Source organism: Brevundimonas vancanneytii, assembly GCF_901421975.1.
In the GTDB taxonomy this organism is placed as follows: Bacteria; Pseudomonadota; Alphaproteobacteria; order Caulobacterales; family Caulobacteraceae; genus Brevundimonas; species Brevundimonas diminuta.
In genome coordinates, this window is record NZ_LR588407.1 from 2,703,750 (window position 1) to 2,728,608 (window position 24,859).

Genomic DNA, 24,859 nt, shown 5'->3' on the forward strand with positions numbered 1-24,859 from the left:
TTGCCTTGCGAGGCCGACTGTCGGCTTCCTGTCCAGGCAGGAGATTCGGATGGAAGACGACGGCCTGGGCCGGGCGATGAAACTGGTCGGGATCGCGGCGGCGTCGGCCGTCGTGGTCGCCGCCGTGGTCATCACGGCCGGTCGCCTGCTGCTGCTCTAGTCAGGCCGCGTCCAGCGGGCGGCCGATGGAGAAGTAGCGGAAACCACGCGCCCGCATATCTTCCGGACGATAGACGTTGCGCAGGTCGACCATGACCGGCTGCTTCAGCAGCAGCTTGATCCGGTCCAGATCCAGGGCGCGGAACTGGTTCCACTCCGTCATGATGACGGCGGCGTCAGCGCCCGCCAGGGCGTCATAGGGGCCGTCCTTGAACACCACGCCGTCCAGCAGCTTGGCCGCCTCCTCCATGCCTTCGGGATCGAAGGCCTGGACAACGGCGCCGCGCTCGATCAGCGCCGGGGCCACGTCCAGCGAGGGCGCGTCGCGCATGTCGTCGGTGTTCGGCTTGAAGGTCAGGCCCAGCAGGGCGACCGTCTTGCCCTTCAGATCGCCGCCCAGCGCCTCGGCGACGCGGTCGGCCATGGCCTTCTTGCGCGCGTCGTTGATGGCGACCGTGGTCTCGATCAGCTTCAGCGGCGATCCGGCGTCGGTCGCCGTGCGGACCAGGGCCAAGGTGTCCTTGGGGAAGCACGATCCGCCGTAGCCCGGCCCGGCGTGCAGGAATTTCGAGCCGATGCGGTTGTCCAGGCCGATGCCGCGCGCGACCTGCTGCACGTCGGCGCCGACCGCCTCGCACAGGTCGGCGACCTCGTTGATGAAGGTGATCTTCATGGCCAGGAAGGCGTTGGCCGCATATTTGATCAGTTCGGACGTGCGACGCCCGGTGAACATGATCGGCGTCTCGTTCAGGTTCAGCGGGCGATAAAGCTCGGCCATGACCGCACGGGCGCGCTCGTCCGTCGTGCCGACCACGACGCGGTCGGGGCGCTTGAAATCGCCGATGGCGGCGCCCTCGCGCAGGAACTCAGGGTTGGAGACGACCGCGAACTCGGCGTCGGGACGGCGCTCGCGGATGATGCGCTCGATCTCGTCGCCGGTGCCGACGGGGACGGTCGACTTGGTCACCACGACGGTGAAGCCCTGCATCAGGTCGGCGATCTCCTCGGCCGCCGCATAGACGTAAGACAGGTCGGCATGGCCGTCGCCGCGCCGCGACGGCGTGCCCACGGCGATGAAGACGGCGTCCGCCGTGCGGATCGCCTCGGCGCCGTCGACGGCGAAGGCCAGACGCCCGTCGCGGACGTTGTTGGCCACCAGATCATCCAGCCCCGGCTCATAGATGGGCATGATGTTCTGGTGCAGGCGCTCGATCTTCGAGGCGTCCTTGTCGACGCAGGTCACCGTGTGGCCGAAATCGGCGAAACAGGCGCCTGACACCAGGCCGACATAGCCCGTTCCGATCATGGCGACGCGCATGGACTGCTCCTCTTATCAACCGTCCTTGCCGCAATAGCCCCGGTCGCGGCGGATCGCCAGCGACGCCCGGCCGCAGGTTCAAGAAAAAGCCAAAGAAAAAGGACGGCCGCCCAGTGGGATCGACCGTCCTTCATGTCTTGCAACCTTAAGGTTTCGGGGGCCGATCACGACCGGCCCCCTTGAGCCTTAGAAGTTGATGTCGACGGTGGCGCGGCGGTTCAGCGGCTCACGCACGCCGTCGCCGGTGGCCTTGGCCGGCTGGGTCTCGCCCTTGCCGTCCAGGGAGATCACGCCGCCGTTGACGCCTTGAGCGACCAGGGCGTCAGCCACGGTGCGCGCACGGCGGTTCGACAGGCCTTGGTTGTAGGCCGCAGCGCCCTGGGTGTCGGTGTGGCCGACGACCAGCACGCGGGTCGGAGCGCCCGACTTGGCGTAGTTGGCGGCTTGCGTCACCACCGAGCGGGCTTCCGCCGTCAGGTCCGAACGGTCGAAGTCGAAGTAGACCACGAACTGACGCGCAGCCGGCTTGGCCGGAGGCGGCGGAGGCGGCGGAGGCGGCGGCGGGGGAGGCGGCGGCGGGGGCGGCGGCGGGGGCGGCGGCGGCGGGGGAGCAGCCGGCTCGGCGCCGAACGCATAGCGCAGGCCCAGCGTCACGGTGTGCGACTGGTCGTAGTCGCCCGACAGGGTGCCGAAGGCCGGAGCGGCCGACTGCGTGGTGTCGAACTCCATGTCGCCCGTCAGGTAGCGGTACGTCAGGTCGATGTTGGCGCGGTCGCCCACGGCCCAGGCCAGACCGGCGATCGCCTGAGCGGCGAACTTGGTCGAGCTGTCGTCAGCCGTGAAGGTGACGCCCGGGTTCTGACGCAGACGGCCAATGGTGTCGACGTTGACGCGGTTCACGCCGACGCCCAGGCCGACGAACGGACGGATGGTCCAGTCCGGCGAACCGAAATCGTACAGGACGTTGGCCATCAGAGTCGTCGACTCGATGTCGCCTTCCGGCGAATGGCACGGGCCGGTGGCCGGGGTCAGGTTGCACAGGCCGTTCGGGCCCGAGACAGCGCGCACCTTGCCGATGTCGCCCGAGCGGTAGCCGCCTTCGAGCTCAACACGCCAGTTCGGGTTGAAACGGTAGCCGAGGCGAGCGAAAGCCGCCCAGCCGTCGTTGACTTCCCAGTTCCAGTTGTGGCCGGTCGTCGACGCTTCCGTGTTGATGTCGTCGATGATGTGGTAGCCGGCGTCGATCGCGCCGTACCAGCCATCGGGCTCAGCCGATGCAGCGCCGGCCGACAGGGCCAGGGCGGCCGCTGCGCTCGACGCCAGGATCAAACTCTTGACACGCATAGGATGCGGCCCTCCGAGGTCTATTGACGGGTGGGCGACCAGAAAGTCACCTGCCGCGTCCCTACCAGCGTTGCCATTTCTGGTCGAGCATAAACACATCAAAGTCACAGGTAATTTGAGAACAGTGGCCCACACGCTACAGAAATAAACAGAGGGTAAACGCCAAGCGCGCCTGCCCCCTTGACCTGCCGCCCGCCCTGTCGTCCACATCCGCCCAATCGCGACGACGTATTGGACACCATGGCTTCCATCTGCATTGACGGCTTCAACTTGGCGCTGGCGAAGGGATCGGGCATCGCCACCTATGGCCGGAACCTGCTGATCAACGCGCGTGAAATCGGCCTGGGAACCCAGGCCCTGTATGGCCCGCCCGCCCCGCGCCGCGCCAGCAACGTCGTCAATGAAACCGCCCTGACCGACGCCGAACGTCCGCCCGAAAAGCTGAACCGCAAGAAGAAGATGCAGCGCTTCCGCGACACCTACATGTCGCGCTTTGGCCGCGAGGCCCACGCCATCCTGCCCTCAGGCGAGGTGATATGGCCCAGTCGCGGCGGGGGTCGCCCGGCCGTCGACCGTTTCTGGGCGGCGCAGAACCTGTTCCAAAACGCCAACCGCTGTTTCGCCGCATACGGCAAGGAAACGCCGGTCCGCTTTGAAGCGACGCATGACGCGCCAGCGCCCGATGTGATGCATTGGACGGCGACCCTGCCGCTCTACGCCAAGGGCGCGCCGAACATCTACACCATCCACGATCTGATCCCGCTGCGTCTGCCGCACACCACGATGGACGACAAGGCGGTGTACATGAAGCTGTGCCAGGCCGTGGCCGCCCGCGCCGATCACATCGCCGTCGTCTCTGAAACCACCCGCCAGGACGTCATCCGCCTGCTGGGCGTGTCCGAGGACCGCGTCACCAACACCTATCAGGCCGTCCACCTGCCGACGACGCTGACGGAACGCAGCCAGGCCGAGGTGGAGCTGGAGTTGGAAGGCGTCTTCAACCTGGGATGGAAAGACTACTTCCTGCATTTCGGCGCCATCGAGCCAAAGAAGAACCTGGGCCGGATCGTCGAAGCCTATCTCGCCTCGGGCAGCAAGACCCCTCTGGTCATCATCGGCGGTCGCGCCTGGCTGGACGAGGGCGAGACAGCCCTGTTGAACCAGGTCAAGCGCGACGGGGGCCCCAGCGCCGACCGTATTCGCCAGTATGAATACATGCCCTTCTCCATGCTGATCAGCCTGATCCGGGGTGCGAAGGCCACGCTGTTCCCGTCCCTGTATGAGGGCTTCGGCCTGCCAGTGCTGGAATCCATGGCCCTGTCGACGGCGGTGCTGACCTCGACCGGCGGCTCCCTGCCCGAGGTGGCCGGCGACGCGGCCGTGGTCGTCGATCCCTATGACGTCCAGGCCATCACGCGCGGCATCCAGGCCCTGGACGCCGACGAGGCCCTGCGCGCCGATCTGGCGACCCGCGGCCTGGCTCAGGCCGGAAAGTTCACGCCCGAAGCCTATCAGGCGCGGCTGCGGGAGCTGTACGCCAAGGTCGGCCTGGCGACGACCTGAGCCATGCCCGTCCCCCCCTCGCCGCAACGCCTGAGCCATCTTGAACGGCTGGAGGCAGAAAGCATCCACATCCTGCGCGAGGTGGCGGCCGAATGCGCCCGCCCCGTGCTGCTCTATTCGATCGGCAAGGATTCAGCGGCGCTGCTGCACCTGGCGCGCAAGGCCTTCTATCCGGCCCCGCCGCCCTTCCCCCTGCTGCATGTCGACACGACGTGGAAGTTCCGCGCCATGTACGCCCTGCGCGACCGCATGGCGGCCGAAAGCGGGGCGCGCCTGATCGTCTATCGCAACCCCGAAGCCGAGAGCCGGGGGATCAATCCGTTCGACCACGGCTCGGCCGTCCATACGGACCTGTGGAAGACCCAGGGGCTGAAACAGGCGCTGGACCTGCACGGCTTCGACGCCGCCATCGGCGGGGCGCGGCGCGACGAAGAGGCCAGCCGCGCCAAGGAGCGGGTCTTCTCGTTCCGCGGCCCCGGCCACCGCTGGGATCCGCGTCGCCAACGCCCCGAGCTGTGGAACCTGTACAATGCGCGCGTCTCGGCCGGAGAGAGCATGCGAGTCTTCCCCCTGTCGAACTGGACCGAGTTCGACGTCTGGGACTACATCGCCGCCGAGAACATCCCTGTCGTAGACCTCTATTTCGCCGCCCCGCGCCCCGTGGTCCGACGTGAAGGCTCGCTGATCGTGGTCGATGACGAACGGATGCGCCTGCTGCCGGGCGAGGCCCCGGAAATCCGCACCGTGCGCTTCCGCACCCTGGGCTGCTACCCCCTGTCCGGCGCCATCGAAAGCCAGGCGGCCGACCTGGAGGCGATCATCGCCGAGATGCGCGCCTCTCGCACGTCCGAACGTCAGGGCCGGCTGATCGACCGCGACCAGGCCGGGTCGATGGAACGCAAGAAGCAGGAGGGTTATTTTTGAGCGCCCCCTCCCCCCAGCGCGACCTGCTGCGCTTCATCACCTGTGGCTCGGTCGATGACGGAAAATCGACCCTTATCGGCCGCCTGCTGCACGACCTGGGCGTCGTGCCCGAGGACCAATTGGCGACCATTCTGGACGCCGACGGCCGACCCGACTTCTCGCGCCTGGTCGACGGCCTGCTGGCCGAGCGCGAGCAGGGCATCACCATCGATGTCGCCTACCGCTATTTCTCGACCGCGAAACGCAGCTTCATCGTCGCCGATACGCCGGGACACGAGCAGTATACGCGCAACATGGCGACCGGCGCCTCGACCGCCGATGCGGCCGTCATCCTGGTGGATGCGCGCAAGGGCGTGCTGACCCAGACGCGCCGTCACGCCCACATCCTCGCTCTGATGGCGGTGAAACGCGTCATCCTGGCCGTGACCAAGATGGATCTGGCCGACTGGTCCGCCGAAGTCTTCGCGCGGATCGCGACGGAGTTCGACACCTATGCCCGCCAGATCGGTCTGGAGGCGCAGGCCATTCCCCTGTCAGGCGCGACCGGCGACAATGTGGTCGGGCGCGGCGGCGGCTGGTTCGACGGCCCCACCCTGATCGAGGCGCTGGAGGCCCTGCCTGTCGCCACGGCGGCGCCCGACCGGGCCCTCCGCCTTCCGGTGCAGGGGGTCGTGCGCCCCAACCAGGATCTGCGCGCCTATACGGGGCTGATCGCCTCAGGCGCCGTGCGTCCGGGCGACGCGGTCAGGGTCGTGCCGTCGGGGGTCGTGTCGCAGGTGGCGCGCCTTCTGGCGCCCAAAGGCGACCGTGAGGCCGCCATCGCGGGTCAAGCGGTCATGCTGACGCTGACCGACGAGATCGACCTGTCGCGCGGCGATGTCCTGTGCGCCGCGTCGGATCCGCTGGAAGCCGCCGATCAGTTCGAAGCGACCGTCATCTGGATGGACGAGGCGGCCCTGCTGCCCGGCCGTCAATATGACCTCAAGCTGGGAACCCGCACGGTATCCGCCTCCGTCACCGACATCCGCCACAAGGTGAACGTCAACACCCTGGAGGCTTTGGCGGCGCGGACGCTGGAGCTGAACGACATCGGCGTCTGCCGCCTGTCGCTGGGCGCCGACATCGCCTTCGCCCCCTATGAGGTCGATCGCCAGCTGGGCGGCTTCATCCTCATCGATCGGATCAGCCAGGCCACAGTCGGGGCGGGCATGATCCGTTTCGCCCTACGCCGCGCTCACAACATCCATCGCCAGTCGATCAAGGTCGACCGCGCCCGCCGCGCCGCCCTGAAGCAACAGACGCCCGCCGTGCTGTGGTTCACCGGCCTGTCGGGATCCGGCAAATCCACCATCGCCAACCTGGTCGAAGAGCAGTTGGCCGCCGAAGGACGCCACACCTATCTGATCGACGGCGACAACCTGCGCCACGGGTTGAGCCGCGACCTGGGCTTCACCGACGCCGACCGGGTCGAGAACATCCGTCGCGCCGCCGAAGCCGCCAAGATGATGGCCGACGCCGGCCTGATCGTCCTAGTCTGCCTGATCTCGCCCTTCCGCGCCGAGCGGGCGATGGCGCGCGAGATGATGGGCGACATCGCCTTCCTGGAGGTGTTTGTCGACGCCCCCCTAGCGGTGGCCGAAGCGCGCGACGTCAAAGGACTTTACGCCAAGGCCCGTCGCGGCGAGCTGACGAACTTCACCGGCATCGACAGCCCCTATGAGGCGCCGGAAAGTGCCGACGCCCACATCCAGACCAGCAAAAGGTCCGCGCCCGAAGCGGCCGAGCTCATTCTGAACGTCCTGCGCAAGACAACCCCTTAGCGGCAAGCGCAGGCCTTGGGCGACCGAGGCGCCGCATCGACAAGCCGTCCTTGATCTGCCTATGCAATCGTGGTCGCGTGAAACGAACCGGAGAACACCATGGAGCTCGTTGATCGATCAGATCAATATGTTGACGAGAATGGGTTTGTCGATGTTCGACGCCTGATCGCGGCCTATGGTCACGATGAACACGCCGCCCGCGCTGACAACTATTTCCGCGGCATCGACAACCCTTGGACCCATGTGCTGAGGAAGCCGTTCTCCAATCTTCACGAGACCCCGCCAACCCTGTCGGGGATCTCGGCTCTGCTGCAGATGCTTCAACCCAAGCCGGGCGATGTCGTGGTCGATTTCGGCTGTGGAACCGGATGGCTTTCCCAGGCTCTGGGCCTGCTGGGATGCCGGCCCATCGGCGTCGATATCTCTAAGGAAGCCCTTTCGATCGCCCGCGCAGCCGTCGCCGAGCACCCTTATTTGTCGCAACGCGACATTCGTTTCGAAGCCATAACGGAAGGCGGCATCCCCCTGCCCGACGCATCCGTCGATCGGGTGATCTGCTTCGACAGCTTCCACCACGTGGCTGACCAGGCGATGTACATTCGCGAGTTCCACCGCATCCTGAAGCCTGGCGGCATCGCCGGTCTGCACGAACCCGGCCCCAATCACTCGTCCACGCCCATGTCGCAATATGAGATGCGGCAATTCGCGGTGATCGAGAACGACATCGTCGTCGAGGACATCGCCGCCATCGCGGCGGAAACCGGCTTCGAAGACTTCCGCATGGCGCTCTTCACCGACATCCCTCTGACGCTGTCGCTCGACGAATACCGGGACATGCAAAGCCGTCCCAATCGCGCCGTCGTGGATATCGGCTCCTACGTCATCGAGAACAACAAGAACCGGCGCGTCTTCACCTTCCGCAAGCCTGGGGCGGAGCGCCTGGACAGCCGCACCCGCGAAGGCTTCTTCGGGACCATCGAGATGGTCTCGGTCGCTGAGAACAAGACGGACTCTGTCCGCATCGCCATCACCAACACAGGTCAGGGCAGTTGGCGGGCCTCGGGCGTCGAGCCCGGCTGTGTGAACATCGGCGTCAAGGCGTTCGACGCCGCAGGCGCCGCTCTCAACTCGGAGCCCTCGCGCATCTTCGCCGTGCCGCCGCTCGAGCCCGGCGAAAGCGCTGAAGTCCAGATCCGCATCGCCTCTACGGATCTAGCCGAAGGCGTGCATTTCGAGATCGACCTGGTCGCGGAACAGGTCGCCTGGCTCAGCGTCTTGGGCGCGCCGACGTTGAAGTTCTAAAGACCGCACCTTGAAATCTCGGCGTTTCCGTCAAGAAACCCTTCGCGATTTCAGTCCAGAAGGCGAATGAAACTTTGCACCCCGGCAAGGGTCGGCTATGGTCCAGAAACGTCGAGGCGGGCCTCCTCCTCGACGCGCTCAGCTCCTTGCAGCGTCGCTGCGTCAACACTCGTTCGATGTTCGCAAAAGCAGCCCGCCACCTGAAAATCGTCGGCGCATTGATGATGCGCGAGATGGCCACGCGGTTCGGTCGCGAGGGCCTCGGTTTTGCGTGGATCGTCGGCGAACCCTTGCTGTTCTGCTTCGGCGTCATGTTCCTGTGGGCCGCCACCAAGCCCGAATATGAACACGGCGTGCGCCTCATCCCGTTCGTCATGACGGGCTATATGTCGCTGATCCTGATCCGACATCTGATCGGGGCCCTGGCGTCGGCTCTGCAATCCAATCTGGGGCTGCTGTATCACCGCAAGGTGAGCCCGATGCATATCTTCACCTCGCGGGCCATGATCGAGATCGGCGGCACCACCGCGGCCTTCGTATTCGTCTACCTGGTGCTGCTTGCAATGGGTGAAGTGCAGCTGCCGCACGATTATCTGACGCTTTACATCGGATGGACGCTTCTGTGCTGGGTCAGCGTGGGCTTCGCCCTAGTGCTGACCGGACTGGCGATGCGGTACGATGTGTTCGAACGACTGATCGGTTTGATCAGCTATCTGCTCATTCCCCTTTCGGGCGCCTTCAGCATGGTGGCGTGGCTGCCCCCCGACTTCCAGAAGTTCATCCTCCTGATCCCCTTCGTCCACGGGGTTGAGATGGTGCGGGCGGGCGTTTTCGATGAATTCACGCCGACGTATTTCGACGTCGGCTACGCCCTGCTATGTGGCGCGGTGTTCAATCTGCTAGGCTTGGCCATGATCGCGGGTGCGCGCGATCGCATCGCGGTCGAGTAAAGAGCCAACGATTTCCAAGGCGAAACCTCTCTATGGCTGAGCAAAAGATCAGTTACGTCGGCCCTCTGAACGCTATCGAGGGCCCAAAGAAGAAGCCAAAGGACATCTGGAAACGGATTCCTCTGGGCTTCGTGCTGGTCGTCGCCCTGCCGACCCTGATCGCAGCGGTCTACTACCTGCTGATCGCCGCCCCGCTCTATGTGTCCGAAGCGCGCTTCGTCGTGCGTTCGGCCAATGTCGGCCAGCCCTCGGCCGTGGGTTTGGCCCTGCAAGGGGTCGGCTTCTCGACGGGCATGAATGACGCCTTTGCGGTGCACGAGTACATGTCGTCGCGGGACGGCCTGGAGGAATTGCAAAAGCAGTTCGACGTCAACAAGGTCTTCGCCCGCCCGGGCTCCGACTTCATCGCCCGCTACCCGCGCCCTTGGGAGACTCGTAGCGAAGAGAGCCTCTACAAGGCGTTCAAGCGCTTCATGACGGTCGGCTATGACGCCGGCACGGGCATCAGCACCCTGCGGGTCGAAGCGTTCGACCCCAAGGACGCCCAGAACGTCAACAAGGCCCTCCTGGCCAGCGGCGAAACCCTGATCAACCGCCTGAACGAGCGGGCGTCGGCCAACGCCGTGCGCGACGCCAAGGCCGCGCTCGAGCGCGCCCAAACCGAGGTCGCCGCCTCTCAGCAGGCGCTGACGGCCCTGCGCAACAACGCCCAGTTCATCGATCCCCGACTGGCTGCGGCCGAAAGCTCGGGCGTCATCAACGGCCTGTTGGTGACGATCGCCCAGCTGCGCGCCGAGCGCACCCAGATCGCGGCCGAGGCGCCGTCCAGCCCCCAACTGCCGATCCTCAACAACCGCATCGCCGCCTATGAGCGCCAGGTCGCCGAGGCCCGCGCCAAGATGGCCGGCGACGCGAGCTCGCTGGCGACCAAGATCGGCCCGTTCGAAGAGTTGACGCTGCGTCGCGAGATAGCCGACAAGCAACTGGCCCAGGCCACGGCCGCCCTGCTGTCCGCCGAACAAGAAGCCCGCCGCCAGAAGCTCTATCTTGAGCGCATCGTCGAGCCTAGCCTGCCGGACAAGGCGTCCGAGCCGCGCCGCTGGCGGTCGATTCTCACTGTCCTGGCCTCGGCCTTGCTGCTTTACGGCGTGGGCTGGCTGATCTGGGCCGGCATCCGGGAACATAGGCAGGACTGATGACGTCGGACGCCGATACGGACCCCGGCCTTCGCGTCCAAAACGTCGGGAAGACCTATCACGGAGCGCACAAGCCCCTGTTCACCGGGTTGAATTTCGACCTGGGACGGTCGGGACGACTGGCGATTCTCGGTCGCAACGGCCAGGGCAAGTCGACCCTGATTAAGATGCTAGGCGGCGTCATGCCCGCCAGCGAGGGCTCCATCTCGTGGCGGATGTCCTCGTCCTGGCCGATCGGCTTCGGCGGCGGCTTTCAAGGCAGCCTGTCCGGCCTAGACAATGTGCGGTTCCTGGCGCGCCTCTATGAGAGGGACTACCATGAGACGCTCGAGCGCGTGGACGACTTCGCGGAGCTGGGAAAGGCCCTGCGCGACCCGGTGAAGCACTATTCGTCGGGGATGCGCGCGCGCTTGGCCTTCGGCCTGTCGCTAGCCATCGAGTTCGACTGCTATCTGATCGACGAACTGGTGGCGGTCGGCGACGCCCGCTTCCAACGGAAGTGCCAGGAAGGCCTATTCGAGGAACGGGCGCACCGCGCCTTCCTCATGGCCTCTCACGACGTACAGCTGATCGCCAACTACTGCGATCGCGCCCTCATTATCGAAAGCGGCCGAGCCAAGATGTTCCATGACATCCAGGAAGCGGTCGAGGTCTACACTTGGCTGCGGGCTGCATGAGCGCCGATATGAACGTCCGCAACTGGATCGTCCTGCCCCAGTTGCCGAACCGGCAGGACTGGATCGGGCGCTTGGGCGAGGCCGCCACGGCGGCGGGCTACGTCCTGCATGACTGGGATGAAAGCCAGGCGTTCGACGCCGCCGCCCCTGTCCTGTTGCTGACCGCATCGGCCGACGAAGCGCGCAGCCGCCAACCCGACGTCAACCACATCGCTGTCGTCCTGGACGCCCTGGACATCATCATCCCTGATGAGATGGAGCAGACGGAACGCCATCGGGTCGTGCACGCCGCCAGCCAGGGCTTCGCTCAGGCGACGACCCTGCCCCCTCAGCGCGTGTTCGGCCCTGAGGATCTTGCGAAGGGGCCTATCCGTCTCTTCTCCGATCTGGAGGTGACACGCCCGCACGCCCGGCCGCCCCTACAAGGGCCGATGGCTGCGGCGCTGCAATTCTACACGCAAGGCCGGGCGGTTTGGCCCGGCGCCGTTCTGACCTGGCACAAGCCGCCGACCCATGCGGACGGATTCGCCTCTCTCGACCTGACCGGTCGACCGCGCATCATCGTCTACGGCCCCTATTTCGACATGCCCCAGGGACGCTGGAAAGCGGTCTTCACCCTGTCGGTCGACGACTACGCCAGCCGATATCTGTTCCGGGCCGATTGGGGCGGCACGGAGGACTTCGCCAGTCAGGAGTTCCGGCTGCAACGTTCCGGCGTCTTCGAAATAGAAATGATCTACGACTGGACGACGCCGGGCATCTGCGAGTTCCGCCTGCTGGTGATGGAAGGCGTCTTCCACGGCCAGATCAGCCTATCGGACCTGGTCGTCTCTCGCGTCGACTAGGGCCCGGACAAGCCGCGCCTCTCCAGACTGCTCCCCGCCAGCGGGGTCCACCATTCCTCGTTCTGAAGATACCAGGCCACGGTCTGGGCCACGCCGTCCTCCATCGCGCCTTGCGGGCTCCAAGCCAGGTCGCGACGGATGGCGCTAGCATCGACGGCATAGCGCCGATCATGCCCCGGTCGGTCCTCCACCAGACGGATCGCCGAACGATGCGGCTCTGCGTCTTCGCGAGGGCGAAGGCGGTCAAGCGCCCCGCAAACCAGCTCGGCGATCTGAAGATTGGTGCGTTCCGCATCGCCGCCGACGCAATAGGTGCGGCCCGGCTCGGCCTCTTGCAGCATCAGCGCCAGGGCGCGGGCGTGATCCTCGACGAACAGCCAGTCGCGGACGTTGAGGCCGTCGCCGTAGATCGGCAGGCTCCGCCCCGACAGGGCGCGCAGGATCAAGGTCGGAATCAGCTTTTCCGGAAACTGCCGAGGGCCGTAGTTGTTGGAGCAGTTGCTGATGAGAACGGGCAGGCCATAGGTCTGGCCCCAGGCGCGCACCAGATGGTCCGACGCCGCCTTGGAGGCGGAATAGGGCGAGCGCGGGTCATAGGGCGTCGTCTCATCGAACCGCCCCTCGGCGTCGAGGGAGCCGAACACCTCGTCCGTCGAGACATGGAGGAAGCGGAAGCCGTCGCGCGCCGCTCCGCTCAGTCCACGCCAATGGACCAGCGCCTGGTCGAGCAGAACCTGCGTCCCGACCACATTGGTCTGGATGAAGACGGCCGGGCCGTCGATCGAGCGATCGACGTGGGTCTCTGCCGCCAGATGGGCGACGCGATCCGGCTGGAAATCGCTGAAGGCGCCGGCCATGGCCGGCGCATCACAGATGTCGGCCTTGAGGAAACGGAAACCGGGATGGGCCGCGACTTCGTCCAGCGAAGCCTCGACCCCGGCGTAGGTCAGCTTGTCGACAACCAGCACCTCATCGCCACGCGCCAGAAGTTCGCGAACCAGAGCCGAGCCGATGAAGCCGGCGCCGCCGGTGAGCAATGTCCGCACAAGCGTCTCCTTCGTCGCAGACGCCCCGGCTAACGGCTAACCGCGCCCAGGTCCACAATCGACAGGGTGGAGGCCTGATCGCCTCGGAAAGGCGTGTCCAGATCCCGCAGGCGCGGCCAAGCGCGGTCGCGGTCCGCCAGAACAACCTGGTCCGCCGTGACCGGCCAGGAAATCTCGAGGTCGGGATCGTCCCACGCCAGCCCCGCCTCATGCTCGGGCGCGTAAGGCGCCGAGACCTTATAGGCCACCTCCGTGCCTGGCCGCAGGGTGACGAAGCCGTGGGCGAAGGACGGCGGAACGAAGAGCTGATCGCCGCTCTCCGCCGTCAGCTCGACCGCATGGGCGCGGCCGAAACTGGGCGCCCCGGCGCGCAGGTCGACCACCACGTCCAGAATGGCGCCGCGCAGACAGCGCACCAGCTTCGCCTGGGCGTAGGGCGGGCGTTGGAAGTGCAAGCCGCGCACGACGCCCTGGGCCTCGGACCAGGACTGGTTGTCCTGCACGAAATCGCAGTCGATGCCCGCGGCCGCAAAACGCGCCCTGGACCAGGTTTCCGAGAACCAGCCGCGCGCATCGCCGTAGCGCGGGGTCCGCAACAGGATGACCTCTCCGTTCACGAGCCGGCCGAGCCGGACGCCGTTTCGGCCGAGGCTTCGGGCCTGGAGGCCATGAGGGCGTAGGCGCGGTCCAGCGCCTCGTTGCGGACGAACAGCAGGCGCGGCGCAGGCGCCGCCTCCCGCTCCCAGGCGCCCGGCGTGGAGCCGCCGTTCAGCGGCGAACCGTAGAAGATATGAGCGCCGATCTGACGCACGCGCTCCAGCCTCCGCCCCCAGGACGGGCGGACATAGTTGGCGTGATAGTTCACCGAATTCTTGGGCAGTTGGCTGGCCGAGCGGCCTTCATAGACCTCGCGCGCAATGCGCTCGGCGCGCGCCCAGGCGACTGCGCTGACGGGCCGACGGCCGATCGAGCCGTCACAGGTGAAGGTGAACTGACAGGTGCGGCTGTTGCGCTGATAAACGACCTCGCAGACGTCCTTGGGATAGGCGCGATGCCGCGAACGATTCAGCACGACCTCGGCGACCGCGGCCTGACCGGATTCGCTCTCGTTCCGAGCCTCATAATAGACCGCCTGGGTCAGGCACTCGAGATCATTGTCCGGAATGCGCGGCGGCGTTCTCAAGTCCAGCGTCGGCTCGACATAGCCGCGGCTGTTGCGGCGGGCCGAGCTCGCCGCAGACAGGTTGACGGGCGGGGGCGCGAAGGAGGCGGCGGGCTCGCTCCGGACCTCGGACGCGGCGCGCGCAGCGCCGGGGGCGCGACGAGTTTCAGCTCGGCGAGCTTCGGTGCGAGGGCGAACAGGCCGCGGCGGGGCGTCCGTCAAGCGTGCGCCCGCGCCTTCCTTGACCATGGTCTGCAGACGGGCGTTCAGGCGGGCCCGGCGATCCGCATCGGTGTCCGTCGTGAGGGTCGGCGACGCCGGGGCATAGGCGGGGATCGGCTTGATCGCGCCGGGCTCCGCCTGGGCGAAGGGGACATTATTGGTCAGCCCCGCCCAACCGGCGACGCCCAATCCTCCCGCGATCAGCACCGAAGCGACGCCGCGCATCATTCCCCCCCGCAAACTATCCGCTCTGAATACCAGCCGTCACGATCAGCGCCAAGCAGAAGCGCCGGTCGACGAGATTGGCAGGCGCGGCGCGAGGCTCTAGTAAGGCCTTGTCATGCAGACCGCGCGCCGCTCCGGCTTTTCCCTCATCGAAGCCCTGGTCGTCCTGGCGATCGGCGGCATGGCGCTGGCCGTCATCTTCTCGATCGGAATCAAGGCCGGCGATAGCGGCTTTTCGTTGGGCCGACGCGCCATGTCGGTCGCCGACGCCGATGTCGCCGTCAGCGACCTGCGCAGCATCATCCGCAGCGTCAGCGTCCGCCCGCCCGCCTCCATGTTGGAAGGCGTCGACCAGCCTATCCTGGCGGCGCCCGATCGGCTGGAGGTCGATGTGGTAATGGAGCGGGCCACGGGTTGCGCCCCCCAGGGTTGGGCCGGCCGCATGACCCTGAGCCTTCGCACCGAGGGCGAACCCGCCGTGCTGTGCCAGGCCGGCGACCGGACGATCACCTTGATGCCCCTGCCCCAGGGCGTGGAGGCCGCATTGTCCTATTCCGAAGACGGCCAGGCCTGGAGCCCGACATTCGAGACCCCGAAGGGCCAGTCCCTGAGCATGGAGGGCATGCGCAGCCGCCAGCTGTTCGTCCGCCTGAAGGCCGGGCCGGTGGATGTCATCGAGACGGCTTCGAGCGGTCTGCCCGGACGATGGGTGAGGTCCGATGTCGACTTCTAGCCTCGAATCTAGCCCCGACGCTCGCTTGTCCGCGACGCAGCCGCGTCGCGGCTTCGCCCTGCCGGCGGTGCTGGCGGTGACGGGGGTGGTGACGCTGATCTTCCTGGTGGCCATCACCGCCCTGGCCAGCCTTACGGCCGAAGCGGCGGCGGCGCGCGCGCGCGTGCGCTTCCTGCAGCGCGCCATGACGGCCGAAGCCGCCCTCGCCTATATGGCCGCCACCGAACCGACGCGCGCCTATGGCTTCGGCGTCAATGACATCCGCAACCCGTTCGACGCCGACTTCAACGCAGAGCCGTCCAATGCGTCTGGCGTGCCGGTTGAACAGGTTTTCGCCGACGGCCGCCGCTATCTGATGGATGTGGACGGCCCTCTGGTGCTGCGGCTCCAGGATCAGGCGGGCATGCTCAACACCGCCATGTTGTTCGGCCAGGTCCATGAGCGTTACCTCGAAGCTGTCGGCGTCGAGGCCAGCGAGCGTCAGCCCATGATCGCCCGCTTTCAGGACTACATCGACTACGACGACCTGAGACAGCCCAACGGCGCCGAACGCGCCGATTACGCCAATGGCGGACCGGCCAATCGCCGCCCGATCCGGCCGACCGAATGGCTGTCGATCCTGGGCGCGCGTCAAGCCGTGGATGCGAAGGCGTGGCGACGGATGCGCCCGCACCTGGCCGCCGACCCCACAGCGTCGTCTATCAATGTGAACACCGCTGGCGCGCCGGTCCTGGCCCTCTTGTTCGGGCTGAACGAAAGCCAGGCCGAGGCGCTGATCCGCGCCCGCGCAGACCGCCCGCTGACCTCCCTGACCGACATCGGCAATGTCACAGGCGCCGCCTTCGACGGCGACTATGAGCAGGTCTACACCTACCCCTCGGGCGTCACGATCCTGATCCTGCACGACACCCGATCCGCCTGGACCTATCGCGCACGCCTGACGCTGACTCCGACCGGTCTTGAGCTGTCCGTCGTCGAAACATTTGGCGCAGGTTTGGCGTGGCGTTAACGGAGAGCGGGCCTCGTCAGGGGTTGGCTTTTAGGCGGCGAGCTTGCGGTGCTGCAAGCGGCGATGTTCGATGGTCTGTTTCTTGATGGCGGCGCGCTGGGCGTGGATCTGCCGATCGCGGCCAAAGTAGGCATCTGCGGGCGTCACATTGCCCAGGCTTTCGTGATAGCGCTGGTGGTTGTAGTGCTCGATGAAGGCTTCGATCTGGGCTTCGAGATCGCCGGGCAGGTAATAATTCTCCAGTAGGATGCGGTTTTTCAAGGTCTGGTGCCAGCGCTCGATCTTGCCCTGTGTCTGGGGGTGAAAGGGGCGCCGCGCACGTGGCTCATGGACTGGGCCTCGATATAGGCGGCCAGTTCGCCCGCGACATAGCTCGGGCCATTGTCCGAGAGCAGGCGCGGCATGTGCAGCACGGTGGCGCTGTCACAACCTGATGCGGCCAGCGCCAAGTCCAGCGTGTCGGTGACATCGCCCGCCGTCATGGTGGTGCACAGCTTCCACGAGATGATGTAGCGGGAATAGTCGTCGAGCACGGTTGAGAGGTAAACCCAGCCCCAACCGATCAGCTTGAAATAGGTGAAGTCGGTCTGCCACATCTCGTTTGGTCGCATCGTCTTGGTGTGGAACTCGTCGCGGGCCTTGATGACGATATAGGCTGGGCTGGCGATCAGATCCTGTGCCTTGAGCAGGCGATAAACCGTGGCCTCGCAGACAAAGTACTGCTTCTCATCGGTAAATTTGGTGGCCAACTCGCGGGGCGAGAGTTCGCTTTCCTCCAGCGCCATGTCGATGATCTGTTTGCGCACATTCTCGGGCAGCCGGTTCCATACCCGGCTTGGCGCCGAGGGGCGGTCTTCCAGCGCCTCAGGCCCACCATCAAGGTAGCGGGCATACCAGCGGGCAAAGGTGCGGCGTGGGATGCCCAGTTTCTCCAGCGTCTGTCGGGTGGGCAGATGGGATTGCTCGACGAGGCGGATGATCTCGAGCTTTTCTGCGGCGGGATACCTCATTCTTGGTCGCCCCCATCCGCGATCATGCTTTTTTTAAGCAGGCGGTTCTCGAGCGTCAGGTCGGCCACGCATTCCTTGAGAGCCAGTGCTTCACGGCGCAGATCCTTGACCTCGTCACTGGTGGCGGCACGGGCCGTGTCCCCGGCCAGACGGCGTTTGCCAGCCTCAAGGAATTCTTTTGACCAGGAATAATACACGCTCTGGGCGATGCCTTCGCGGCGGCACAGTTCAGCGATGCTCTCCTCGCCGCGCAGGCCTTCGAGCACGATGCGGATTTTATCCTCGGCCGAGAAATGCCGGCGTGTGGCACGGCGAATATCTTTCACCACCACCTCGGCGGGCTTCTTGGTGGGCTTGGCAGCCAATTTTGGGCTGGAGGGATTGGGTCTCATCTGCGTTCCTTACGTCACTGCGACGAGACCCAATCCCTCCATTATCCGCAACCCCAGATCTGTGCCAAAGGCGCTGACGCCGAACAAGCGGCCCTAAAAATTCCGGCGAGGTGAAGAAGGTGCGCACCAGCCTGTCCGGCGACCAGGTCCGCATGTCGCGGACGGTCTCTTCAGACTCGGCCTCGCGTCGCAGGGCGAACCGGTACAGGCTGAGGACATCCTCTTCGTCCCAAGCGTGCACGTCCGCCTCTTTCCCTGCCGTCATAAAAACATCACCCCCGTAAGACTGCCTGTCTCTAGACCGCTCCTGCCTCTTCGTCGATGCAGGCTCATGGCGTTGCGCCTTGCAGATAGATCGACGATCCCGGTTCGCCTCCACATAAACCGTCGATATATTCGCTACTGCAGGGCTTGACGATACGGACAGGACTTGGTCTGCCGCGTGCAGGGTCGGCCGGCCGCATTTCCAGACGCTTCGGGAGCCGTTGATGAGTGACAAGATACCGATGCCTCAGGGCATCGCCCGGAGTCTCGCGGAGCTGAGCGCTCCCCTGACCGGCCGTCGCCGCTCAACACAGGACTTGAAACGTCAGGCCGAAAAGGCCCGCACTCAACGGGACTGGGCGCTGGACGTGCTCTACCGGCGCCAGATCTGCGCGATGGAGCCCGCCAAGCCCGGCGTCTGGATCCAGTACGGCCATGCGCTGAAGGAAGCCGGCTTCCACGCCCGCGCGGCGGAAGCCTACGCCAAGGCTCGGGAACTGGACGGCGACAGCGCCGAGGCTGCCCTGCAGCTCGGCCACCTGGCCAAGATCCGCGGCGATTTCGACACCGCCGCGCGCGAGTTCGAGACGGCCGCCGCCCTTGGCCATCCCGCCGCCGACGAGATCGCGCTGCAGCTGAAACTGTTCCGGCGGATCGACAACACCGCCGTTTTCCGCGGCGCCAACCCCAGCGCGCCCAAGGCGCCCCTGCGGGTCTTCCTCTCGGTGCCCGGCGGCCAGGTTCACGAGGGCGACAAGGAGGCAGCCTCGGCCGGACTGGGCGCCGCCGACTATTCCTACTCCTTCGCCATGCGCGGCTTTATCCAGGCCTTCGAGGAGATGGAGGTCGACTACACGGTAATCGACAAGCCGGAATACATCTCCGACATTCGCGACCGATCGGGCGCCGAGGTCAACATCCACCTGGGCTTCTATCCGCCCGAGCGGATGCGGGTGCTGAAGGGCGCCTACAACATCAACTGCTTCGCCTGGGAGTTCGATCGGCTGCGCCTGCCGACCGAAGCCTTCAGCCATCACGCTTTCGCCGACCAGGCCCAGATGCTGGATGTCGCGGACGAGCTGTGGGTCACGTCGCATCACGCGACGGCCGCCGTCGCCGCCCAGATCACCAAGCCGGCCACGCGCGTGCCCTCGCCGGTCCTGTCGAACCTGGCCCGTCGCCCGCGTTCGCACCGCCCGGACCTGCGCGAACTAGAACGCATCGGCCGCGACCTGGCCGGGATCAACTGGGAACCGCTGAGCATCCTGCCGCGCCTTCAGCCCATGCTCGACCACGCTGCGCGGAACAAGGCTATCTCCCTGCCTGCCATCCTGTCCTCCCTGGACGGAGAAGAACGGCCAGAGATCTTCCTCAGCGTCTTCAACGTCCACGACTACCGCAAGCAGATCGAGCCCATGCTGACCGGGTTCATGCGCTTCCTGGAGCAGCGCCCGAACGCGCTTCTGCTGCTGAAGATGACCACGCCGCATCGGGCCAAGCGCCTGGCCAACCGCATCCTGATGGAAGAACAGGTTTCGGACGCGGGCCGCTTGATCCCGCCCATGGTCAGCGACCGTATCTGGCTGACCGACTCGGTGCTGACGCGCAATGAGCTGAACCGTCTCTATGACGCGGCGACCTACTATGTCTGCACCTCCTACGCCGAAGGACAGAACCTGCCGCTGATCGAGGCCATGGGCCGGGGCGTGGTGCCGGTGACGGTCAATCACACCGCCATGAGCGACTACATCTCAGAGAACGACGCCGTCGTCATTCCATCCGAGCCGCGCCCGCTGGATATCCGTCTGGCCGCTCGCTACCGGATGTTCGGAACGGACACCAACTACGTCGCCGCAGAAGACGTCCGCGTCTCGCTGGAGCGAGCCGTGACGCTGGAAGACGCTGATTACGCCCACAGGTCTTCGGCGGCCTTCGAGGAGGTTCGCAACCAGTTCGGCCTGGCCCCCTTCGCCGAGCGCTTCTGGAGCACGGTTGAACAGCTCAAGGCCCAGGGAGGCCAGGCATGACGCGTAAGGCAGTCCTCGATGTCGGCGCCCTGTTCGAAGAACACTGGACCGGCATTCCTAACGTCGTGGCCGCCCTGGTCCGCCACGCCCTGGAAGATCAGAGCATCGACTGGATCTTCACCCACGAGACCGTGCCCCTGCCGCGCGAGCTGGTGGTGAAATTCCTGCGTCAGCGCTCCGGCGCGGGAGGGCTGGACGCCCTGTCGCAGCTGGTCTGGGACGTGGCGCCGATCCCGCAGGCCGAGGCGGCCGAAATGGTCGCCGTCTTCCCGAACATCAAGCCGGTGCGCCGCTACTTCGGCAAGGAAGCCGCCATCATCCACGACCTCAGCCCGGTCGTGACGCCGCAGTTCCACAACGCCGAAAACATCTTCCACTTCGCCAACCGGATCCGGTCGGATGTGGAGACATCCGACCACCTGTTCTGCGTATCGCGTGCGACCCTGACCGACGTCGAGGCCTATTTCGGCAAGCCGCGCTCGGAGATGTCCGTCATCCGCCTGGGCTGCGAGTTCGAACCGAACGAGCTCAGCGCCGGAGCCCTGCAACTGCGCCCCGAACTGTCGGTCGAACCCTATGTCGTGGTCATCGGCACCCTGGAACCGCGCAAGAACGGCAGCCTGATCTTCGACTATCTGATGACCGATCCGGGCTTCGCCTCGCGGTACAAGGTCGTCTTCGTCGGCCGTGACGGCTGGCTGGACGAGAAGACCCGGCTGATGAAGCGTCTGGATGGCGCGGGCGTCGCCGCCGACCGCATCCTGTTCACCGGCTTTATCTCGAATGAAGAGCGCACGGCGCTAATGCTGAACAGCGCCTTCTGCATCTATCCCTCCTTCTTCGAGGGCTTCGGCCTGCCGGTTCTGGAAGCCGGCGCCCTGGGCAAGGTGACGGTCTGCTCCAACAGCTCGAGCATGCCGGAAGTCTTCCCCGAGCAGTGCGTCTTCTTCGATCCGACCGAACAGTTCGAGTTCGCCCAGGCGCTGCGAACCGCCGAACTTCGCGCCGTTCAGACGCGCTCGGCCGGGCAGTCGATCCCCGACCTCCTGCAGCGCACAGCCCCCCACGGCTGGGAGCGTTGCTATGCGGAAATCGCGCGCTGGGTGAAGGAACAGTGATGACCAGCCCCCATTATTCCAACGCCCCCGTGGCTGTGTCCGAAGTGCTGATCGAAGGCGCGCGCGTCTTCGGCTACGCTGCGCCCCAGTCGGGCGGCCCCTGCCTGCTGCGCCTGTCCGCAAACGACACCCCCATCAGCTTCGCCGTCGCCGGCGGCTTCTCTGCGGCTGCAGCCAAGGAAGGCCTGCGCAGCGGCTGGTGCGGGTTCGAACTGCAGGGCCTGCGCGCGGCCATCGCCCTGGGCGAACGGGTCGAAGTCGCCTGCGCCGTCTCGGGCCGCATCCTGAAATCGCTGTCGCTCGACGCCGAGGACATGCCCCCGCCCCCCAGCGTCACCCGCTCGCTGAGCGTGGAGGAGCTGCTGAGCGAAGTCCGCGCACCGCGCAGCTGCCCCGGTCTGGAGCAGTTGCTGCCCTTTGCCATGAATCACTATCGCCGCCACGGCGCCCAGTCGTTCCGGGACATGGCCTATCTGACCCTGTTCGGCCGCTGGCCTGACGAGGCGGCCGCCCACCCTGACGGCGAGATCGTCGAGGACGAAAAGCGGATCTCCGCCTATCTGGACGATTTGGTGTGGAGCGACGAATTCGGTTCGAAATGGGCCGGCCAGCTGCCCGGCCCCTATCATCCGGACTTCCGGTTCGACACCACCGGCTTGCTGTAGAGCCCAGCAGCTCCACCGGCATAAGCCCGCCAAACCTTCTTCTTTATCGCCATCAGGCGAAGCCGTTTCCACCCTCCCCCGCCGAACTGCGCTCGCCAAGCAAAGGGTCGCAAGCCACGACATGATTACGTTCATCCAGACGTCCGACGTCTCGAAATATCGCCCGCTGATCGACCGATCCTCGCTGTCGCTTAGGCTCAGGACTCATAGCCAAAAGAGCACTGTAGCGGCGAGGGCTATGGCGGAGAGGAAGACGTTCGGGCACCGATCATAACGCGTGGCAACGCGTCGCCAGTCTTTCAGACGACCGAACATGATTTCGATGCGGTTGCGTCGTTTGTATCTGCGCTTGTCATACCGGATGGGCTCGGTGCGGGTTTTACGTCCGGGGATGCAAGGTGTGATCCCCTTGGCTTCCAAGGCGTCCCTGAACCAATCCGCGTCATAGCCCCTATCGCCCAGCAGCCACTGGGCTCGGGGTAGACTATCCAGAAGAGCCGCCGCGCCGGTGTAGTCGCTGACCTGACCAGCCGTCACAAACAGGCTAATGGGGCGTCCATTCGCATCGGTGACGGCGTGCAGCTTGGTATTCATCCCGCCTTTGGTCCGTCCGATCAGTCGCCCGAGGCCCCCTTTTTTACCCGCAGGCTCGAAGCCGTACGGTGCGCCTTTAGATAGGTGGCATCGATCATGACGGTCCGGCGCTCGGCCTGTGCGCCAGACAGGCCCTCCATCATCCGAACGAAGACGCCAGCCTCGCTCCACCGCTTCCAGCGATTGTAGAGCGTCTTGTGAGGCCCGTAGGCTGGCGGCGCATCGCGCCAGCGCAGGCCGTTGCGGTTGACGAAGATGATCCCGCTCAACACCCGTCTATCATCCACCCGAGGTTTGCCGTGGCTCTTAGGGAAATAGGGCTCCAGCCGAGCCATCTGCTCGTCCGTCAGCCAATAAAGATCGCTCATAATCCAGACTCCTCAGGAGCCTGAATCAGATCGCACGCCGCAATTCAATGGGTCCTGAGCCTAAGGCCTACTGCGAAAAATTCGGCCACGCCTACGAATGCTTCTACGGCATCAAGCGCGGCGCCCAGCCCTGGCACGCTTCCCTGAATCGAATCCCGATTCTGAAGTCCTACGTCGAGAGCGGCTATGACGGCTGGATCATCTATGTCGATGCGGACGCCTATATCGCCGACCTGTCGTTCGACATCGGCGCCTATCTCGCCGAACGAAACGAATACGCCCTGATCGCCGCTCCCAGCGGCCTGACGCCGCCGCGCTGGTGGGACATCAACGCCGGCGTGTTCGCCATCAATCTGGGCCACGCCAAGGGCCGCGAACTCGTCGATCTGTGGTTCGAAAAATTCATGGCCCCGCCCCTGGACGTGCTGTCCGCCGAGCAGGTTTGGGGCGATGTGATCGACGATCAGGCGATCCTTCACGACTCGCTGAACGCCATCGACGGTTTCGAAGCGGCGCTTCTGCGTGACGAAGGGGCGCACCCGGTCTTCAACTGGGATTCTCGCTTCATTCGCCAAGTCGTGCGCGACGCCGCCCCGATGTGGCTGCGGATCAAGCGGATCGAAGAAGCCGTAAACCAGAGCCTGGCCGCGGCGGGCCTGGATACGTCGGCTCTCCCCCGACGCGAGCACCACGGCGAGCGCGAAGAGGCGAACGAAGAGTTTGTCGAAGCCGTCTATCAGGTGATGTTCGGGCGCAACCCGGACCCTGGCGGCCGCGTGTCCTCGCTCGCCGCCTTGCGCAATGGGGACCGCACCTATCGCGACGACCTGCGCAGCTGCATGGAAAGCCCCGAGTTCAAGGACCGCCTGCCGGTTCTTCTGAAGCGCATCCTCACGGACGAAGAGCGCCAGGCCCTGGCCGCCGCCCTGGTCTGACCTCTGGGCGGCGCGCGTTCAGCCTTTCGCGTGCCAGTTCCAGGCGTGCCGAGCCATATCGGCCAGGCCCCATTGCGGTCGCCAGCCCAGCGTCTGGGCGGCGGCCGCATTGTCGGCCACGAGGCTGGGCGCATCCCCCTGGCGACGCGGCTGCGGCACGGTCGGCAACGGACGGCCGCTGGCCTGCTCCACCGCCGCGATCAACTCCTTCACCGTCGTTCCGGCGCCCGTGCCCAGATTGAAGGCGTCCCCGCCCGGCGCGCCGTCCAGCAGACGTTGCAGCGCCAGCACGTGAGCATCCGCCAGATCGAGAACATGGACATAGTCGCGCAAGGCCGTGCCATCACGCGTATCATAGTCCTGGCCGAAGATTGAGAAGGTCGCCCTCTGCCCCAGCACCGTCTGGATGGCCAGGGGAAGGGCGTGGGTCTCGGGTTCATGCCGCTCGCCGATACGGCCCTCGGGATCGGCGCCCGCGGCGTTGAAGTAGCGCAGGATGATCGGGCGGATCGTCCCGAAACGCGCCAGGTCCGCCAGCGCCTGTTCGACCGCCAGCTTGGTGCGGCCATAGGGATTGATCGGCTGCTGCGGATGAGCCTCGTCCAATGGCAGATACTGCGGCTCGCCATAGGTGGCGCAGGTCGAGGAGAAGACGAAAGGCGCCACGCCCGCCGCGCTCATGGCGGCCAGGACATTGAGCGCGCCGCCCACGTTCACGGCGTAGAAATCGCTGACCTGATCAAACGACAGTCCGACCTCGATCAAGGCCGCGAAGTGGATCACGCCGACCGGCCGCCACCGCTCCAAGGCACGCTGAACGTCCGAGGGCGAACGGACATCGCCTTCCTCCAGCGGTCCCCATTGCACGGCCTCCCTGTGCCCGTTCGACAGATTGTCGAAGACTACCGGCTGAAAGCCGGCTTCAGCGAGGCGCATGCAGGTATGGCTGCCGATATAGCCGGCGCCGCCCGTGACCAGGACATTGTTCATC

Annotated in this window: 21 protein-coding genes and 1 pseudogene; 14 read left to right on the forward strand and 8 right to left on the reverse strand. The window is 65.7% G+C overall.

The genetic code is table 11. The features are described from left to right. Nucleotides 1–160: 160 nt before the first annotated feature. The gene (locus FGL25_RS13435; protein ID WP_003163942.1) at nucleotides 161–1,477 is read right to left on the reverse strand and encodes a UDP-glucose dehydrogenase family protein; all 1,317 of its coding nucleotides are present in this window, start codon (nucleotides 1,475–1,477) and stop codon (nucleotides 161–163) included. 186 nt (nucleotides 1,478–1,663) lie between these two features. Further along, the gene (locus tag FGL25_RS13440; RefSeq protein ID WP_138141970.1) at nucleotides 1,664–2,821 is read right to left on the reverse strand and encodes an outer membrane beta-barrel protein; all 1,158 of its coding nucleotides are present in this window, start codon (nucleotides 2,819–2,821) and stop codon (nucleotides 1,664–1,666) included. A 240-nt stretch (nucleotides 2,822–3,061) separates the two neighbouring features. On the opposite strand from FGL25_RS13440, the gene FGL25_RS13445 reads away from it, so the two are divergent. The 8 genes from FGL25_RS13445 to FGL25_RS13480 all read left to right on the forward strand — a co-directional run bounded on the left by FGL25_RS13445 (nucleotide 3,062) and on the right by FGL25_RS13480 (nucleotide 12,098). Beyond that, on the forward strand, nucleotides 3,062–4,384 hold the full coding sequence (locus FGL25_RS13445) for a glycosyltransferase family 4 protein (protein WP_138141971.1): 1,323 nt from the start codon (nucleotides 3,062–3,064) through the stop codon (nucleotides 4,382–4,384). A 3-nt stretch (nucleotides 4,385–4,387) separates the two neighbouring features. Further along, nucleotides 4,388–5,308, forward strand: a complete 921-nt coding sequence (cysD, locus tag FGL25_RS13450; protein WP_138141972.1) for a sulfate adenylyltransferase subunit CysD — start codon at nucleotides 4,388–4,390, stop codon at nucleotides 5,306–5,308. Continuing rightward, nucleotides 5,305–7,128, forward strand: a complete 1,824-nt coding sequence (gene cysC / locus FGL25_RS13455) for an adenylyl-sulfate kinase (RefSeq protein ID WP_138141973.1) — start codon at nucleotides 5,305–5,307, stop codon at nucleotides 7,126–7,128. The genes cysD and cysC overlap by 4 nt, the downstream gene beginning before the upstream one ends. Before the next feature lie 99 nt (nucleotides 7,129–7,227). Next, nucleotides 7,228–8,430, forward strand: a complete 1,203-nt coding sequence (locus tag FGL25_RS13460) for a class I SAM-dependent methyltransferase (RefSeq protein WP_138141974.1) — start codon at nucleotides 7,228–7,230, stop codon at nucleotides 8,428–8,430. A 74-nt stretch (nucleotides 8,431–8,504) separates the two neighbouring features. Beyond that, nucleotides 8,505–9,380, forward strand: a complete 876-nt coding sequence (locus FGL25_RS13465) for an ABC transporter permease (RefSeq protein WP_252970185.1) — start codon at nucleotides 8,505–8,507, stop codon at nucleotides 9,378–9,380. A gap of 32 nt (nucleotides 9,381–9,412) precedes the next feature. Beyond that, nucleotides 9,413–10,576 carry a chain-length determining protein gene (locus FGL25_RS13470; RefSeq protein WP_138141975.1) on the forward strand — a complete coding sequence of 388 codons (1,164 nt, stop codon included), beginning with the start codon at nucleotides 9,413–9,415 and terminating at the stop codon, nucleotides 10,574–10,576. Further along, complete coding sequence (locus FGL25_RS13475; RefSeq protein WP_138141976.1) at nucleotides 10,576–11,253, forward strand: ABC transporter ATP-binding protein; 678 nt, start codon at nucleotides 10,576–10,578, stop codon at nucleotides 11,251–11,253. The genes FGL25_RS13470 and FGL25_RS13475 overlap by 1 nt, the downstream gene beginning before the upstream one ends. Beyond that, entirely contained in the window at nucleotides 11,250–12,098 is an 849-nt protein-coding gene (locus FGL25_RS13480) for a hypothetical protein (RefSeq protein WP_138141977.1), read from the forward strand. The genes FGL25_RS13475 and FGL25_RS13480 overlap by 4 nt, the downstream gene beginning before the upstream one ends. Here FGL25_RS13480 and rfbB read toward each other — a convergent pair. From rfbB to FGL25_RS13495, 3 genes are read right to left on the reverse strand one after another with little or no spacing between them, the layout of a single operon-like run. Continuing rightward, the gene (rfbB, locus tag FGL25_RS13485; protein WP_138141978.1) at nucleotides 12,095–13,144 is read right to left on the reverse strand and encodes a dTDP-glucose 4,6-dehydratase; all 1,050 of its coding nucleotides are present in this window, start codon (nucleotides 13,142–13,144) and stop codon (nucleotides 12,095–12,097) included. The genes FGL25_RS13480 and rfbB overlap by 4 nt on opposite strands. A gap of 29 nt (nucleotides 13,145–13,173) precedes the next feature. After that, on the reverse strand, nucleotides 13,174–13,761 hold the full coding sequence (rfbC, locus tag FGL25_RS13490) for a dTDP-4-dehydrorhamnose 3,5-epimerase (RefSeq protein WP_138141979.1): 588 nt from the start codon (nucleotides 13,759–13,761) through the stop codon (nucleotides 13,174–13,176). Further along, the gene (locus FGL25_RS13495; protein ID WP_252970186.1) at nucleotides 13,758–14,756 is read right to left on the reverse strand and encodes a cell wall hydrolase; all 999 of its coding nucleotides are present in this window, start codon (nucleotides 14,754–14,756) and stop codon (nucleotides 13,758–13,760) included. The genes rfbC and FGL25_RS13495 overlap by 4 nt, the downstream gene beginning before the upstream one ends. A 112-nt stretch (nucleotides 14,757–14,868) precedes the next feature. Here FGL25_RS13495 and FGL25_RS13500 point away from each other — a divergent pair, with 112 nt between their 5' ends. Both FGL25_RS13500 and FGL25_RS13505 read left to right on the forward strand, forming a co-directional pair. Further along, a complete protein-coding gene (locus FGL25_RS13500; RefSeq protein ID WP_138141980.1) occupies nucleotides 14,869–15,486 on the forward strand; it encodes a type II secretion system protein in 618 nt (205 codons plus the stop codon). Between the two features lie 25 nt (nucleotides 15,487–15,511). Beyond that, nucleotides 15,512–16,495, forward strand: a complete 984-nt coding sequence (locus FGL25_RS13505) for a general secretion pathway protein GspK (RefSeq protein WP_167493355.1) — start codon at nucleotides 15,512–15,514, stop codon at nucleotides 16,493–16,495. A 30-nt stretch (nucleotides 16,496–16,525) separates the two neighbouring features. Here the strand turns inward: FGL25_RS13505 and FGL25_RS13510 are convergent. After that, nucleotides 16,526–17,897 (reverse strand): annotated as a pseudogene (locus tag FGL25_RS13510) (IS3 family transposase). Between the two features lie 488 nt (nucleotides 17,898–18,385). On the opposite strand from FGL25_RS13510, the gene FGL25_RS13515 reads away from it, so the two are divergent. From FGL25_RS13515 to FGL25_RS13525, 3 genes are read left to right on the forward strand one after another with little or no spacing between them, the layout of a single operon-like run. Continuing rightward, nucleotides 18,386–20,188: a glycosyltransferase gene (locus FGL25_RS13515; RefSeq protein WP_138141982.1), complete on the forward strand. Its 1,803-nt coding sequence runs from the start codon at nucleotides 18,386–18,388 to the stop codon at nucleotides 20,186–20,188. Next, nucleotides 20,185–21,306, forward strand: a complete 1,122-nt coding sequence (locus FGL25_RS17820) for a glycosyltransferase family 4 protein (protein WP_138141983.1) — start codon at nucleotides 20,185–20,187, stop codon at nucleotides 21,304–21,306. Before FGL25_RS13515 ends, FGL25_RS17820 begins: the two co-directional genes overlap by 4 nt. Continuing rightward, nucleotides 21,306–21,971: a hypothetical protein gene (locus FGL25_RS13525; RefSeq protein WP_138141984.1), complete on the forward strand. Its 666-nt coding sequence runs from the start codon at nucleotides 21,306–21,308 to the stop codon at nucleotides 21,969–21,971. The genes FGL25_RS17820 and FGL25_RS13525 overlap by 1 nt, the downstream gene beginning before the upstream one ends. Before the next feature lie 204 nt (nucleotides 21,972–22,175). Here the strand turns inward: FGL25_RS13525 and FGL25_RS13530 are convergent. Continuing rightward, nucleotides 22,176–22,933 (reverse strand): IS5 family transposase gene (locus tag FGL25_RS13530; protein ID WP_099547418.1). Its coding sequence is split into 2 segments (ribosomal slippage): nucleotides 22,176–22,612 and nucleotides 22,612–22,933, totalling 759 coding nucleotides; the frame shifts between segments, so codons are not numbered across the junction. 47 nt (nucleotides 22,934–22,980) lie between these two features. On the opposite strand from FGL25_RS13530, the gene FGL25_RS13535 reads away from it, so the two are divergent. Then, on the forward strand, nucleotides 22,981–23,868 hold the full coding sequence (locus FGL25_RS13535; protein WP_138141985.1) for a DUF4214 domain-containing protein: 888 nt from the start codon (nucleotides 22,981–22,983) through the stop codon (nucleotides 23,866–23,868). An 18-nt stretch (nucleotides 23,869–23,886) separates the two neighbouring features. Here the strand turns inward: FGL25_RS13535 and galE are convergent, their stop codons facing one another. Continuing rightward, complete coding sequence (gene galE / locus FGL25_RS13540; RefSeq protein WP_138142455.1) at nucleotides 23,887–24,858, reverse strand: UDP-glucose 4-epimerase GalE; 972 nt, start codon at nucleotides 24,856–24,858, stop codon at nucleotides 23,887–23,889. Nucleotide 24,859: the final 1 nt, after the last annotated feature.

Coding starts and splice junctions, on each gene's coding strand:
- FGL25_RS13500 (WP_138141980.1), top strand. CDS start 14,869: ATGCAGACCGCGCGCCGCTCCGGCTTTTCCCTCATCGAAGCCCTGGTC.
- FGL25_RS13475 (WP_138141976.1), top strand. CDS start 10,576: ATGACGTCGGACGCCGATACGGACCCCGGCCTTCGCGTCCAAAACGTC.
- FGL25_RS13440 (WP_138141970.1), bottom strand. CDS start 2,821: ATGCGTGTCAAGAGTTTGATCCTGGCGTCGAGCGCAGCGGCCGCCCTG.
- cysD (WP_138141972.1), top strand. CDS start 4,388: ATGCCCGTCCCCCCCTCGCCGCAACGCCTGAGCCATCTTGAACGGCTG.
- galE (WP_138142455.1), bottom strand. CDS start 24,858: ATGAACAATGTCCTGGTCACGGGCGGCGCCGGCTATATCGGCAGCCAT.
- FGL25_RS13515 (WP_138141982.1), top strand. CDS start 18,386: ATGAGTGACAAGATACCGATGCCTCAGGGCATCGCCCGGAGTCTCGCG.
- FGL25_RS13480 (WP_138141977.1), top strand. CDS start 11,250: ATGAGCGCCGATATGAACGTCCGCAACTGGATCGTCCTGCCCCAGTTG.
- FGL25_RS17820 (WP_138141983.1), top strand. CDS start 20,185: ATGACGCGTAAGGCAGTCCTCGATGTCGGCGCCCTGTTCGAAGAACAC.
- FGL25_RS13460 (WP_138141974.1), top strand. CDS start 7,228: ATGGAGCTCGTTGATCGATCAGATCAATATGTTGACGAGAATGGGTTT.
- FGL25_RS13495 (WP_252970186.1), bottom strand. CDS start 14,756: ATGATGCGCGGCGTCGCTTCGGTGCTGATCGCGGGAGGATTGGGCGTC.
- FGL25_RS13470 (WP_138141975.1), top strand. CDS start 9,413: ATGGCTGAGCAAAAGATCAGTTACGTCGGCCCTCTGAACGCTATCGAG.
- FGL25_RS13445 (WP_138141971.1), top strand. CDS start 3,062: ATGGCTTCCATCTGCATTGACGGCTTCAACTTGGCGCTGGCGAAGGGA.
- FGL25_RS13535 (WP_138141985.1), top strand. CDS start 22,981: ATGGGTCCTGAGCCTAAGGCCTACTGCGAAAAATTCGGCCACGCCTAC.
- FGL25_RS13435 (WP_003163942.1), bottom strand. CDS start 1,477: ATGCGCGTCGCCATGATCGGAACGGGCTATGTCGGCCTGGTGTCAGGC.
- FGL25_RS13525 (WP_138141984.1), top strand. CDS start 21,306: ATGACCAGCCCCCATTATTCCAACGCCCCCGTGGCTGTGTCCGAAGTG.